Origin of the sequence: Serratia quinivorans (assembly GCF_946227985.1) — a bacterium.
Classification (GTDB): Bacteria; Pseudomonadota; Gammaproteobacteria; order Enterobacterales; family Enterobacteriaceae; genus Serratia; species Serratia quinivorans_A.
Genome location: NZ_CAMKGL010000001.1, coordinates 301,213 through 315,528, shown reverse-complemented (window position 1 = coordinate 315,528; position 14,316 = coordinate 301,213). Strand labels below are relative to the sequence as shown.

Below are 14,316 nucleotides of genomic sequence, written 5' to 3'. Positions count from 1 at the left end.
GCGCCCTTCTTAATACTTACCGAATAAAGCTTAGGCCACGTCTTCGCTAGCCTGTGGTACCGGCAGGCGGAAGCTGCGCGTGACAAAGGCCAGGTAAATCAGGCCAATTGCCGCCCACACCAGGCCCAGCGTCATTGAGCTGGCTTCCAGATTCAGCCACAGCGCACCCACGGTCAGCGCACCCATAATTGGCAGGATCAGGTAGTTAAAGGTGTCTTTAACGGTACGGTTCAGCTTGTCGCGGATATAGAACTGCGAGATAACCGACAGGTTCACGAAGGTAAACGCCACCAGCGCACCGAAGTTAATCAGCGCCGTTGCGGTAACCAGATCAAACGAAACCGCAGACAACGCAATCACGCCGACCAGCAGCACATTCAGTGCCGGGGTACGCCATTTCGGGTGCACATAACCGAAGAAACGCTCCGGGAATACGCCGTCACGGCCCATCACATACATCAGGCGCGAAACACCGGCGTGCGATGCCATGCCAGAAGCCAGCACGGTCACGCAGGAGAACACCAGGATCACCGACTGGAAGAACTTGCCGGCCACGTACAGCATGATTTCCGGCTGGGACGCATCGGGATCTTTAAAGCGTGAAATGTCCGGGAAGTACAACTGCACAAAGTAGGACACCACGATAAAGATGATACCGCCGATCAACGCCGTCAGGAAAATGGCTTTCGGGATCACGTTCTCTGCGTCTTTGGTTTCTTCAGACAGCGAACTGATGCCGTCAAAACCGAGGAACGAGAAGCACAGAATGGTCGCGCCGGTAATCATCGGCACCACGTGCGCACCCTCAGACCAGAACGGACGGCTGCTGATCAGCGTACCGGCACCTTCACCATGTGAAATGCCGTTCACTACCAGGAACAGGAACACGATCATGATCGCCACCTGCACCACCACGATAATGGAGTTCAGGTTCGCCACCAGCTTGATGCCGCGCAGGTTGAACAGCGTCATCAGCGCGACCAGTGCCGCCACAAAGATCCACGAAGGCACGCCCGGGAAAATGGCTTCCAGGTAAATTTTGGCCAACAGGATGTTGATCATCGGCATGAACAGGTAGTCCAGCAGCGACGACCAGCCCACCATAAAGCCGACGTGCGGGCTGATGGCTTTCTGGGCATAGGTATAGGCAGAGCCGGCGGACGGGAATTTACGAACCAGTTTGCCGTAGCTCAGTGCGGTGAACAGGACCGCCAGCAGAGCAAAGGCGTACGCAGTCGCGACGTGACCATCGGTCAGGCCGGATACGATGCCAAAGGTATCGAAGATGGTCATTGGCTGCAGATAAGCCAGCCCCATCATCACTACCGGAACTAAAGTCAGGGTTTTACGCAGCTGTGCGCGTTCAGCCGGAGCGGCATTGATGATGTTATCGGACATGACGCAGCCCCCCCTTACCTTCAGTCTTGCGGAGCGTAGACACACCAAGACTTAAGGTTGCGGGGAAACTTCGCAACTTGCGACTGAATTCAAAAAGAAGGGGATTGGAAGCTGGATAACGAGTCAAGGCGGCCTTGGCTGCTCCATAATCGCTGCGACCGCAGCGGAAACCGGCGGGCACCGGTGCTAAAGTGAAAAATTGCCCCATCTTTCTTATCCTCATGAGTCACGACCATAAAGTTTTATTTGATCGCGCACGAAACTATTTATCTATCCGGATCGGTGTCCGGCCTCGCTTGGTGTATGAAACGCACAGTTTGTAAAACACAAATGCAAAAAAAATAACCGACGCGTTAAAACGTCGGCTATCTGCATTAGGGATATTTTGCACCAGAAACCCTCCTGATGACAAGTTCAGGAAGGCCTGTTACACAAATTCTTTTCGCGATCGTTCGGAAAACAACCCTTACAGGTGAATTAATCCGCTATCGTTTTATCGCCTATCAAGTTAATGAGGCACATTTTACGCCCCTTCAGGCATTTTTCAACATCCAGTCGATCTCGGTTTCCGTCACCAGCCGCTCAAACTGCATCAGTTCGTCCAGCTTGCAGGCGTGGTAAACGTGGGCAAAACGTTCGCCCAGATACTGCGTCAGTTCATGCTGATGCTCAAACTCGTACAAGGCGTCGCTTTGACGGATCGGGAACGGCAACCCTTCCTGCTCCAGCCCGTTGCCGGTCACCGGCTCAGGCAAGGGCAGCTCGTTGTCCAGGCCGTAAAGAATGCCTGACAGTATCGCCGCCACCACCAGATAAGGGTTGGCATCGGCACCCGCAACGCGGTATTCCACCCGATGATTTTCCGGTTCGCCACAGGGAATGCGCAGTGCCACGGTACGGTTGTTGTGTCCCCAGGAAGCCTGGGTAGGCACATACATGCCCGGCTGGAAACGGCGGAAAGCATTCACATTGGGTGCCAGCAGCGCCATGGAGGCCGGCATTAAGGTGATCATCCCGGCCAGCGCGCGATGCAGCAAGGGGGAATCTTCGCCGTCCGCTTGCGCGAACAGGTTGTTGCCGTTGCCGTCCAGCATGCTGATATGCACGTGCATGCCGCTACCGGCGTATTCTTCATAAGGTTTGGCCATAAAGGTGGCGTGCAAATGATGATTTTCCGCCACCATGCGCACCAGGCGCTTTAACCCCAGCGCATGGTCACAGGCCAGCAACACGTTATCGGTATGCTGCAGATTCACCTCGAACTGGCCGGGTGACGCTTCCGCCACCGCACCGTCCGCCGGTAAGCCCTGCATCTGCGCCAGCGTGTCGATGTCGTTGAGCACTTCGGCAAAATGATTCAGGTTATCCAGCGAGTAAACCTGGCTCTGCATGTTGCGTTCCTGGGTACCGGGCGCACAGGGGGGTTGCAAATACCCCTCAGCGTCTCGCTGTCTGTCAATGAGATAGAACTCCAACTCTACCGCTACCACCGGGAACATGCCGCGCTGGCGCAACGCCTGCCACACTCGATTCAGGACATTACGGGGTTCAACGTCAAAGGGAGTGCCATCTTCATCCAGCATGGTCAGTAATACCTGACCGATATTATCCGGGTCCGCCGCTGAGGGGGTTAACGAACCCGATACTGGCATGCATACACGGTCCGGTTCACCCAATTCCTGGCCCAGACCCGCCTCTTCCACCACGTTACCCAAAATATCCATAGCGAATACCGAGGCGGGGAAGTAACAGCCTTTTTCCAATTTTTTCAGTCCGGAGACAGGGATGCGTTTACCGCGGAAGGAACCATTCAGGTCAGTGAGAAGGATATCGATATACTGCGTTGAGGGGTGGCGTTCCAAATAATGAGCAACCTCACGTTGGAACGCGCTACTTCGCCTCTCTTCATTATGCTGTGCAAAATTTTCAACTGCTGCGATATTGGTTTGCATACATCACCCGCCATTATGCTCTGAGAACGCGTTCGCGTTCGCCTGCCGATAGGTTCAACACATGGTCTGATTTCTCTGTAGACTGCGCCAGAACTGGCGCTCAAAATAACATCCATAATATGAAACATAGCCTTAACACAAATGGTTTGCAAATGTTACAATCCTGTTTGATTATTCGCCACCGACTGCTAAATTGATAAAATATTGACCGAAAAGGCGTTAACTGCTTTTTTGTGTGCAGAATTTCTTCCGCCAGAACGGGGGTGGTGATGGGCAATATATTTTCCAAATTGGTCGCAACTACCGATATCATGCCGTGTCCAACTCACTCAGACAGGCACCTGACACCGATATTCATTTCTGCCTGTTGTCCCTACCAGAAGGATGTACCACTATGAGCGAAGTCAGCTTGGCGCCGGGTAAGCGCCTGTCACAGATCCGTCTGCAATTGGGTTTGTCGCAGCGCCGGGTCGCCGAACTGTCCGGGTTAACCCACAGCGCAATCAGCACCATCGAGCAGGACAAGGTCAGTCCGGCCATCAGTACGCTGCAAAAGTTGCTGAAGGTCTATGGGCTGTCGCTGTCTGCATTCTTTGCCGAACCAGAGGCCGCCAATGAACCCAAAGTGGTGATCGAGGCCGAAGATCTGATCGAAATCGGCAGCCAGGGGGTCTCGATGAAGCTGGTGCACAACGGTAACCCAACCCGCAACCTGGCGATGATGCTGGAAACCTACCAGCCCGGCACCACCACCGGCGAGAAAATCAAGCATCAGGGCGAGGAGATCGGTACCCTGCTGGAAGGCGAGATCATGCTGACCATCAACGGTCAGACTCACTGCCTGACCGCCGGTCAGAGTTATGCCATCAACACCGGCATTCCCCACAGTTTCAGCAATACTTCGGCGCGCGTCTGCCGCATTGTCAGCGCCCACACCCCGACGACCTTCTGATAAACCGACAAGGGGATGGCGCTGGCAGCTATTCCCTTGCCGCGGCTTTCCGTTCAGTTTTGCCATCGCCTCCGAACGGGCGCCTCATCGGCGAAAGATTATTTTCCTCCTGGTTATGCCATTTAGTTTGTTGCGAAAAACGCAATCTGTGTTACAAAAGAGTTACCTTGGCCATCTAAACACCTAAACGTCTTTTAATCACACTATGCCAACCCATACGCCCTCGCGCTTAGAGATGCGCAATATCTCGATCGCTTTTGCCGGCTTCAACGCACTGCAAAACGTCGACTTCACCCTGCAGGGCGGCTCTACCCATGCACTGGTCGGCGCTAACGGCGCAGGCAAATCCACGCTGATGGCGATCCTCTCCGGCGCGCACCATCATTACCGTGGCGAGATCTTTATCGACGGGCAAAAAGTGGAAATTCATTCGCCGCTGCAGGCTCGTCAGCATGGGATCCACGTGGTGCAGCAGGAAGTGGATGTGGCGCTGATCCCCACGCTGTCGGTGGCGGAAAACATCATGCTCGACTGGCTAAATGAGCCAGGGCATTTGCTGAACTGGGCGCAACTGTACCGCCAGGCGGCGCAGTTACTGGCCCAGTTGGATCTCACCATTAACCTTCGCCAACGTTTGGCCGAGTGCACGCTGGCGGAAAAACAGCAGGTGCTGCTGGCGCGCGCGCTTTCCCATCGCTGTCGCTTTCTGGTGCTTGATGAACCTACCGCCCCGCTCGATCGCGCCGAAAGCGAACGGCTGTTCCGCGTGGTGCGTCGCCTTAAGTCCGAAGGCATCGGCGTGGTATTTATTTCACACCGCATTCATGAACTGAGCGAGATCTGCGACCGCCTGACCGTACTGCGCGATGGTCGCCACGTCAGCGAGGATGCCATGCAGGGGCTGAGCGGTGAACAGATAGTCGAGAAAATGCTCGGTCATCAATTGCATGATATCTTCCCGCCGCCACGCCCACCGCACGGTTCCCGCCCGCTGCTGCAGGTGGAGGGCCTGAGCGATCGTCACAAGCTGCGCGACGTCAACCTGCGGCTGTATCAGGGGGAAATCCTCGGCATTGCCGGGCTGGCCGGGGCGGGCAAAACCGAGCTGTGCAAGGCGCTGTTCGGCGCCACGCCGGCACGGGTTGCACAAGGCGAACTGCTGGGTCAATCCTGGGCCCCACGTGCGCCGCATCTCAGCGTTGAACAAGGGCTGGCACTGGTGCCGGAAGAGCGGCGCAAAGAAGGCATTTTTATCGATGAAGCCATTCCGATGAACCTGAGCGTCAGCGCCGACGACAGCTTCTCGCGCTGGAGCCTGTTCAGTCGTCGTCAGGAACTGCGTTGGGCTCTGGATATCATGCAACGCCTGAACATTCGCGCCTCCGGCCCACAGCAGCGGCTGGCCAGGCTTTCCGGCGGTAACCAGCAAAAAGTGGCCATTGGCAAATGGTTACGCGGCGACGCTAAGGTCCTGATTTTCGATGAGCCGACCAAGGGCGTGGATATCAAGGCCAAACAGGAATTATTCACCCAGATCGACAGTCTGGCACGCGAGGGTAAAGGCATTATCTATGCTTCCGGCGAATTTTCGGAGCTGGTCGGTTTATGCGATCGCATCTGCGTGCTGTGGGATGGCCGGATAGTGGCGGAACTTGACGCCGCCGAGATTGATGAAGAAACCCTATTACTGTATTCCACCGGAGGAACCCCAGCGTGAGTAAAGAATTATCCCTGCAGAATACGCAGCCCAGGCGCCATCAGCTGTTTGAGTTTCTCTACAAATGGGGGATGTTACTCACCGTTGTCGCGCTGATTGCCCTGTTCGGACTGGCGTCGGACAACTTTCTCGATCCTAACAACATCATCAATATCTTACGTTCGATAGCCATCGTCACGGTAATCGCCATCGGGGTCTCCATCTCACTGTCGGTCGGCGGATTTGACCTTTCCGTCGGTTCTACCGCGTCACTGGCCAACGCCCTGGTGGTTTCGCTGTTTGTCTGGTACGGCTTCGGGACTACCGGTGCGATCGTGCTGACATTGCTGATTTGTACGTTGGTTGGCCTGTTCAACGCCTTCCTGATCGTGGTGCTGAAAATCCCCGATATGCTGGCAACCCTGGCCAGTCTGTTCGTGATCCAGGGGGTGGCGATGACCTACAGCTACGGCGGATCCATCACCCAGAATATGCTGCTGCCGAGCGGTGACATGGCGGAAGGCCTGATCCCAGACATCTTCTCGTCTCTGGGTCAGGTACCGGTGATCGTGTTGATCATGTTGGCGGTCACCCTGGTGGTGCAGCTTTTCCTGTCGTTGACCAAGCATGGCCGCCGCATGTACGCCATCGGCGGTAATCCGGAAGCGGCACGCCTGTCGGGCATTCGCACCGTACGTTACAGGGTTGCCGCCTATGTCATTTCAGCGCTGCTGGCCTCGCTTGGCGGCATACTGCTGGCGTCACGTATCGGTTCCTCGCAGGTGAACGCCGGCGGCGGTTATCTGATGGATGCGGTCGCCGCCGCCTACATTGGTTTTTCGCTGGCCGGCTCCGGCAAGCCCAACGCGCTCGGCACGCTGGTCGGTGCGGTGATCCTCGGCGTACTGCAAAACGGCCTGGTTATGCTCTCGGTCCCCTACTACGCCATGGACATTATCAAAGGCCTGGTGCTCGCTTTGGCGTTGGCGATCACCTACATCCAGAAGCGCTGATGGTTCCACCGGTGCACGTCCTGTCGCACCGGTTTTCCCTTTAATTCATACGGTTAATCCCCTCCCCACCATAGACATACAAATGATACGAATTATCATTTGCGTTTACATTTTGTTTGAAATCCTTACAATGGCCTGACGAAATACTGACGGAACGATGAACCTCGCAACGACGAGGCTCCGTTTCTACTTATTATTCAAAACGTTAAATCGAAACTTTGTCGATTTACATCAGACCAGGAAAGGTTTGCCTCATGGAAAAGCCACGTTATAACCCGCTCACCGCACTGATTATTGCCTCACTCGGCAGCGCCGGCGCGTTCGCCGCACCACAGAATGACGCTCAGGACACCATGGTGGTGACCGCCTCAGGTTTCCAGCAAAAAATCCAGGATTCCGCCGCCTCTATCTCGGTGATCCCACGTCAGCAAATTGAAGACAAAGCCTACCGCGACATTACCGATGCATTGAAAGACGTACCGGGCGTGGTGGTGACCGGCGGTGCCAGCAGCAGCGATATCAGCATCCGCGGTATGTCCTCCAAATACACGCTGATCCTGGTCGACGGCAAACGCGTAGACACCCGTGGCACCCGCCCGAACAGCGACAACTCAGGCATTGAACAAGGTTGGTTGCCACCGCTGGAAGCCATTGAACGCATCGAAGTGGTGCGCGGCCCGATGTCTTCGCTGTACGGCTCCGATGCCATGGGCGGCGTGATCAACGTCATCACCCGCAAGACTTCCAGAACGGAATGGAAAGGCTCACTGCATGGTGACGCCACCTTCCAGGAACGCAGCGACTCCGGCGATCTGTTCCAGACCAACGCCTACGCTTCCGGTCCGCTGATTGACGGCCTGCTGGGCCTGCGGGTCAACGGCCTGCTGTCGCGCCGCGCCGAGGATAAAATCGTCAACGGCTTCAACGAACAGCGCATGCGCAGCGGCACCGCGGTGTTTAGCCTGACACCGGATGATAAAAACGAATTCGACTTTGAAGTTGGTCGCTCGCTGCAGGACCGTAACAGTACGCCGGGTATGTCGGTGGCTGCAGAGCGTTGCAGCAAAGGAAAATGCAACCCAAACAAAGTCAGCGAAAGCAAGTATACCCGCACCAACTATGCCCTGACGCATAACGGTTATTACGATTTTGGCAATACCACCAGCTACATCCAGCGTGAAGAAACCAATAACCCGGGCCGCAATATGAAGATGTATAACACCCTCTTCAATACCCAAAACCAGTTTGAACTGGGCGCCCATATGCTGAACCTGGGCGGCCAGTACCGTTACGAAAAACTGAGCGACAGCGGCAACAAGCTTAAGGCGGCTCAAGGCCTGAACCAGCTAACTCGCTGGAGTTGGGCGCTGTTTGCCGAAGACGAATGGGCGATGACCAACGACTTCAGCCTGACCAGCGGTATCCGTATGGATCAGGACCAGAACTACGGTAATCACTGGACACCGCGCATGTACGGCGTCTGGCACCTGACCGAACAATTTACGCTGAAAGGCGGCGTTTCCGCCGGCTATCGCTCGCCGGATCTGCGCCAATCCTCCGCCGGCTGGGGCCAGGAAACTGGCGGTGGCTCACGTAAAGGGATTATTGTCGGCAACCCGGATCTGCAGCCAGAGAAAAGCCTGAGCGAAGAAATCGCCGTTATGTGGGATAACCAGCAAGGCCTGAACGCCGGCGTGACCCTGTTTAACACCGATTTCAAAGACAAGATCACCGAAGTCAGACGCTGTGAAGAGACCCCGGACTGTAACATTGGCGGTGAACAGTATGACTTTATCAGCGACCGTACCAACGTTGATAAAGCCAATATGCGCGGCATAGAAACCACCTTTGGCTGGCAGATCAGCAAAGACTGGAAGTGGAATACCAACTACACCTATACCTCATCTGAACAGAAAAGTGGGGAATTCCAGGGCCAGGCGCTGAACAAGATGCCAAAACATATGATTAACAGCGTGCTGGATTGGCAGGCAACTGAGGACGTCAGCCTGTGGTCACGCGTTAACTTCCGCAGCAAAACATCGGAATACCTCAGCCGCACGTCAATGGCCAAGAGCACCCCGTCTTACACCTTTGTTGACGCTGGCCTGAGCTACCAGGCGAACAAAAACCTGCAGGTCACCGGCGGGGTTTACAACATCCTCGACAAAACCGTGGATTACGACAACTACAATACCGTGTTGGATGGCCGTCGTTACACCCTCGGCATGACCTACAACTTCTGATGCGATAAAAAAGGCCCCGAGATCGGGGCCTTATGATTTTTCAGTTTTTTTCAAACCACCGGCTGGTTCACCAACCCGTCGATCAACACCTGCGGGGTGCCCTGCGAACAACGCTCAATACGCCCGCGAACGCCATACACCCGCGCCAAACTCTGCGGCGTGATCACCTCTTCCGGCGTACCGTCGGCAATCAACTCACCGTCCTGCAGCATCAGCACATGGTCACCATGGCGCAGGGCTATATTGATGTCATGCACCACCACCACTGTGATGATATTGCGTTTACGCGTCTCTTTGCGCACCAAATCCATCACGTGGAACTGGTAGTTGAGATCGAGCGCGCTCAGCGGTTCATCCAGCAACAGCAGCGAAGGCTGGCGGATCAGTGATTGCGCCAGGCCAACCAGCTGTTTCTGGCCGCCGGAAAGCTGGTCGAGGTAGCTCAGCGCCAAATGTGCGATGCCAAGCTGCTCGAGCAATGCCATCACCTCCGACTCGCTGCCGGCGTTGCTGCGGCCGCCCGAGGCGCGTTGCGCCACGATGATCGACTCCAACACGTGCAAATGCACTCCGGCAGGCAACGATTGCGGCAAATACACCACTTTCTCGGCCCGACGGGCAAAAGGCATCTGCATCAGATCGATATCATCGAGCCACAGTTGCCCCTGCGCCGGGTTCAGCCCGGCCAACGAGCGCAGCAGCGTCGACTTGCCGCTGCCGTTCGGCCCCAGCAGCACGGTGATTTGGCCACGTGGCAACATTGGCACCGCCAGATCGCTTATCACCTGACGCTTCGGATAACCGGCGGAGAAATGCTCGATACGCAATCCCTGGCTCATACATTCCCCCGATGACGCAGAATAATACTCAGGAAGAACGGCACGCCCACCAGCGAGGTGACGATGCCGACCGGAATGATGATCCCCGGGATCAGGTTTTTCGAGGCCACTGAGGCCATCGACAGCACCAGTGCGCCAATCAACGCACTGGCCGGCAGATAGAAACGATGATCTTCACCGAAAATCATACGGGCAATATGTGGCGCTACCAGGCCGATAAAACCAATAGGGCCAACAAATGCCACCGCTAATGCGGAAAGAATACTGATACGCAGCAAGGTGGTCAGGCGCAGGCGGCGCACGTCGATGCCGAAGCTCACCGCCCGATCTTCACCCAGACGCAGCGCGGTCAACTTCCACGAACTCATCATCGACAACGGCAGCAGCACGGCAAATACGCCGAGCAGGATGCCCAGTTTGTCCCAGGAGGCGCGGGCCAGGCTACCCATCGTCCAGAACACCAGCCCCTGCAACGTGTCTTCGCTGGCAATAAACTGCATCATGGAGACCAGCGCGTTAAAGGTGAACACCAGCGCAATCCCGAACAGCACCACCCCTGAGGTGGCAACCCTTGTCCAGCGTGTAATGCCGTCCAGCATCAATGCGGCAAACAAGGCGAAAATAAACGCATTGGCGGAAATAAACCACTGGTCAGGAATGCCCGGCACACCAATACCCAGCACAATGGCCAATGCCGCGCCGAAAGCGGCGGCAGAAGACACCCCGAGGGTAAAGGGGCTGGCAAGCGGGTTATTCAGGATAGTTTGCATTTCTGCCCCGGCCAGGCCAAGCGCAAAACCCACCACCACGGCCATCAAGGCGTAAGGTAAACGGATATCCCAGACAATCACCCGCGTACCGGCATCCGCCGCCGCAGGGTCCATCAGCGTTTGCCACAGGGAGGACAGCGAAAGTCCGGATGGCCCCAGGGTAAAATCCAGCAGCAGCGAACCCAAAATCGCCAATGCCAATACCCCCATCATCAATAAACGGTGGCGGAGAATATGGTGATAACGCCCCATAACGTTGACGTCGGGTTGCCCCTTGGTGGCAGACAGAGGATCGGTGGATACGCTCATTATTTCGGATACCTGTTACGACGATGACTCTGGCAGGGTGCCAGACGGCCGCCTGGAAGCGGATAAGCAGCCGATAACAATAAAGCAAACGATAATACTTATCAATCATACCAATAGCTATTACCTGTCATGTTAATATGTAACGCTTTATTTTATAAGGCTATTAACCAAACAGGTCCGACAAGCTTCCAATGGCGCGCAGGGTTAATAATTCCGAAAGTTTGGCCGCCCCGCGCCCGACTATGACAAATTGCAACAAAACCACATAGAATCCAAAGCCAGACCGGCAAAGGGCGGGCCAAACACCCTCCTATGCCAGACATTTAGGGCCCGTTAGCGGGCATTTACTAAAGAGGTCGCAATGCGAAGTCGCTCCCCAATGTTAACGCCTAAAAAACCTGCGCTACTGCATTGGCTGGTACAAAGTCCACATCAGGCTGATAACGCCCAATTTCAGCGCCAAATGCGGCTGACTCTGGTGCCGTCCCCCGCTACTCCCTGGCTGAATGCCACCGGGGTGGCACTGCTGCTGCTGGCGTATGGCTGGCTGTGCAACCTGGCGATCGCGGCCGCACTGCTGGCGTTGCTGGCATTACTGACCGCCGGGCGCTGGTGGTTGGCGCGCGCCACTCCTCCTCTCAGGCCAACAGCCATGCTGGTGACGGTACTGCTGTGGTGTTCACTGGTGGGCGCAACTGCACTGCTGGCGATGCTTTCAGGCCGTATGGTCCTGATCCTGTCCGCCGGCCTGTTGATCACCGCGCTGGCATTCTGGCTGATGCAACGTCATGCCGCCGCCCCGCGCTTTGCCCTGCTGGAGGTCATGCTGCTGACGCTGCCCTATCTGTTGGCCGCACCGTTATCACGCGTGCAAAATCTGTTTTTACTGGCGGATATCATCCCGCTGTGGCTGCTGCTGGCTTATGGACTGATCGCGTTTTACCATCATCAGGTGGCGCAACAGGTCACTTTAACCACAGAAAAACAACAAGCGGCCCATCAAGACCATTTAACCGGCTTTCTTAACCGTGCGGGCGGGGAAGCGGTAATGCAGGATATTTGCCGCCCTTCCCCGACGCAGCATCCCCTGTCACACCTGTTTATTATTGAATTTACTCCCCTGGCGGCGCTCTACCAGAGCCACGGGGTACTGATCGGCGATGACGTGTTGCGTACCATCGGCGAACGCCTGAAAATGCTGGTGCGCCCGAGCGATTTTGTCTGCCGCTATAGCGGTGGTCAGTTTCTGATCCTGGTGCACGGCCTGCCATACGGTTCCGAAGGCGAGTTTTTGGCGCGTATCGTTCCGCCGTTGGAGGTGCCTTACGACTTTGGCGCATTCGGTGAGGTGACGTTGCGGTTGAATAGCGGAGTCCTGGCGTTAACCCAGGATTATAAAACGGTTGAAAGCCTGATGACGGCGGCGCAGCAAGCGCTGGGGATAAAAGGAAAGGATTAGTTTCAAGCTGCAGCCAAAGGGTCAGCTGCAGCTTGAAATTTAACGGGTATAGACAGGAATTACTTCACGTCCATTTTCGGGAATTCCATTTCGCTGTACTTCACGACACGGGTGCCGCGCGTCAGCTTGTAGCCAAACCAGATAATCAGGAACAGCGGAAGCCCAATATAAGTTGCGGTCACGCCATACCAGTCAATTCGGTCTTGCAGGAACGCCTGATAGTTCTGCCCCAGCGTGATAATCAGGCACAGGACAAACGCAAAGATCGGGCCCAGCGGGAAGAAACCGGAACGGTAAGGTAAATCGTTCAGATCACGCCCCTGGATCATATAGCCGCGACGGAAACGGTAATGACTGATGGCAATCCCCAACCAGGCGATAAAGCCGGTCATCCCCGAGGTGTTCAGCAGCCACAGATAAACCGACTGGTTGCCGAACATCGAACTCAGGAAGCACAGACCCGCAACCACGGTAGTGGCATAGAGTGCGTTGCGTGGCACTCCCCCCTTCGACAACTTGGCGAAGATACGCGGTGCTTTGCCTTCCGATGCCAGGGTGAACAGCATACGGGTGGATGCGTACATCCCAGAGTTACCGGCGGACAGCACCGCCGTCAGGATCACCGCATTCATCACCGCCGCAGCCGACAGCAGACCGGCGTGCTGGAATACCAGCGTGAACGGGCTGACGCTGATGTCTTTTACATCGTTACGCAGCAGGCTCGGATCGGTATAAGGAATGATCAGGCTGATAATCAGAATGGCAAAGATATAGAACAACAGGATACGCCAGAACACCTGACGCACTGCGCGCGGGATGTTTTTGCCCGGGTTTTCCGACTCACCGGCCGCGATGCCGATAAGCTCGGTACCCTGGAACGAGAAGCCGACTATCATCGCCACACCTATCATCGCCGAGAACCCTCCGGCAAACGGCGCATCGCCAATAGTCCAGTTCTGCCAGCCCGCGTGCTCGCCCCCCTTGAGGATGCCGAAGATCATCAACACGCCGATACCGATAAAGATAATGACGGTGGTCACTTTGATCAGCGAGAACCAGTATTCCGCTTCACCAAAGCCTTTAACCGAGATGTAGTTCAACAGGAACATCAGGCAGAGGAACAGTGCGCTCCAGATCCAGCCCGGCGTATCCGGGAACCAATAGGTCATCACCAGTTGCGAGGCCACCAGGTCAACGGCGATGGTCACCGCCCAGTTGTACCAGTAGTTCCAGCCCAGCGCGAAACCAAAGCCTTCTTCTACGTATTTGGCACCATAGGTGGAGAAAGAGCCGGACACCGGCATAAAGGCTGCCAATTCGCCCAGGCTGGTCATCAGGAAGTAAACCATCAGTCCGATCAGCGCGTAAGACAGGAGTGCCCCGCCCGGACCGGCCTGAGAAACCGTAGCGCCAGAGGCGACAAACAGACCGGTACCGATAGAGCCACCAATAGCAATCATGGTTAAGTGCCGAGCTTTCAGCTCGCGGCGCAATCCGGGTGCTGCTTGCCCCGATGTTGTTTTTATATCCTGCTGAGCCATTCTTACCCTATCTGCTGGTCAAAAAAAACGAGGGCGGATTGTAACAAATACCCGCCGGCGAACTAGTAACATTCCACTGATATAAGATAGCTTCATAATTCAGGGCTAATTATTAGCGGCAGGCCAGAATACCTTACTTACTGT

At 55.6% G+C, this 14,316-nt stretch carries 10 protein-coding genes; 5 read left to right on the top strand and 5 right to left on the bottom strand.

Features of this window, described 5'->3' with window-relative positions; all coding sequences use genetic code 11:
- Nucleotides 1-30 precede the first annotated feature (30 nt).
- Nucleotides 31-1,398, bottom strand: a complete 1,368-nt coding sequence (locus OCH02_RS01415) for an APC family permease (protein ID WP_012145931.1) — start codon at nucleotides 1,396-1,398, stop codon at nucleotides 31-33.
- 533 nt (nucleotides 1,399-1,931) lie between these two features.
- A complete protein-coding gene (locus OCH02_RS01410; protein WP_261429383.1) occupies nucleotides 1,932-3,350 on the bottom strand; it encodes a glutamine synthetase family protein in 1,419 nt (472 codons plus the stop codon).
- A 394-nt stretch (nucleotides 3,351-3,744) separates the two neighbouring features.
- Between OCH02_RS01410 and puuR the strand changes: the two genes are divergently transcribed.
- The 4 genes from puuR (at nucleotide 3,745) to OCH02_RS01390 (ending at nucleotide 9,254) form a co-directional block, all read left to right on the top strand.
- The gene (puuR, locus tag OCH02_RS01405; protein WP_012145933.1) at nucleotides 3,745-4,302 is read left to right on the top strand and encodes an HTH-type transcriptional regulator PuuR; all 558 of its coding nucleotides are present in this window, start codon (nucleotides 3,745-3,747) and stop codon (nucleotides 4,300-4,302) included.
- Between the two features lie 205 nt (nucleotides 4,303-4,507).
- Nucleotides 4,508-6,019: a sugar ABC transporter ATP-binding protein gene (locus OCH02_RS01400; protein ID WP_261429381.1), complete on the top strand. Its 1,512-nt coding sequence runs from the start codon at nucleotides 4,508-4,510 to the stop codon at nucleotides 6,017-6,019.
- On the top strand, nucleotides 6,016-7,011 hold the full coding sequence (locus OCH02_RS01395; protein ID WP_261429379.1) for an ABC transporter permease: 996 nt from the start codon (nucleotides 6,016-6,018) through the stop codon (nucleotides 7,009-7,011). Before OCH02_RS01400 ends, OCH02_RS01395 begins: the two co-directional genes overlap by 4 nt.
- A gap of 254 nt (nucleotides 7,012-7,265) precedes the next feature.
- Nucleotides 7,266-9,254: a ligand-gated channel protein gene (locus OCH02_RS01390; protein ID WP_261429378.1), complete on the top strand. Its 1,989-nt coding sequence runs from the start codon at nucleotides 7,266-7,268 to the stop codon at nucleotides 9,252-9,254.
- A gap of 50 nt (nucleotides 9,255-9,304) precedes the next feature.
- Here OCH02_RS01390 and OCH02_RS01385 read toward each other — a convergent pair whose 3' ends face one another.
- Nucleotides 9,305-10,093: an ABC transporter ATP-binding protein gene (locus OCH02_RS01385; protein WP_261429376.1), complete on the bottom strand. Its 789-nt coding sequence runs from the start codon at nucleotides 10,091-10,093 to the stop codon at nucleotides 9,305-9,307.
- A complete protein-coding gene (locus tag OCH02_RS01380; RefSeq protein WP_261429375.1) occupies nucleotides 10,090-11,172 on the bottom strand; it encodes a FecCD family ABC transporter permease in 1,083 nt (360 codons plus the stop codon). The genes OCH02_RS01385 and OCH02_RS01380 overlap by 4 nt, the downstream gene beginning before the upstream one ends.
- Nucleotides 11,173-11,533: 361 nt before the next feature.
- Between OCH02_RS01380 and OCH02_RS01375 the strand changes: the two genes are divergently transcribed.
- The gene (locus OCH02_RS01375; protein WP_261429374.1) at nucleotides 11,534-12,631 is read left to right on the top strand and encodes a GGDEF domain-containing protein; all 1,098 of its coding nucleotides are present in this window, start codon (nucleotides 11,534-11,536) and stop codon (nucleotides 12,629-12,631) included.
- A gap of 59 nt (nucleotides 12,632-12,690) precedes the next feature.
- Here the strand turns inward: OCH02_RS01375 and OCH02_RS01370 are convergent, their stop codons facing one another.
- On the bottom strand, nucleotides 12,691-14,172 hold the full coding sequence (locus tag OCH02_RS01370) for an amino acid permease (RefSeq protein ID WP_174353807.1): 1,482 nt from the start codon (nucleotides 14,170-14,172) through the stop codon (nucleotides 12,691-12,693).
- Between the last annotated feature and the right edge of the window lie 144 nt (nucleotides 14,173-14,316).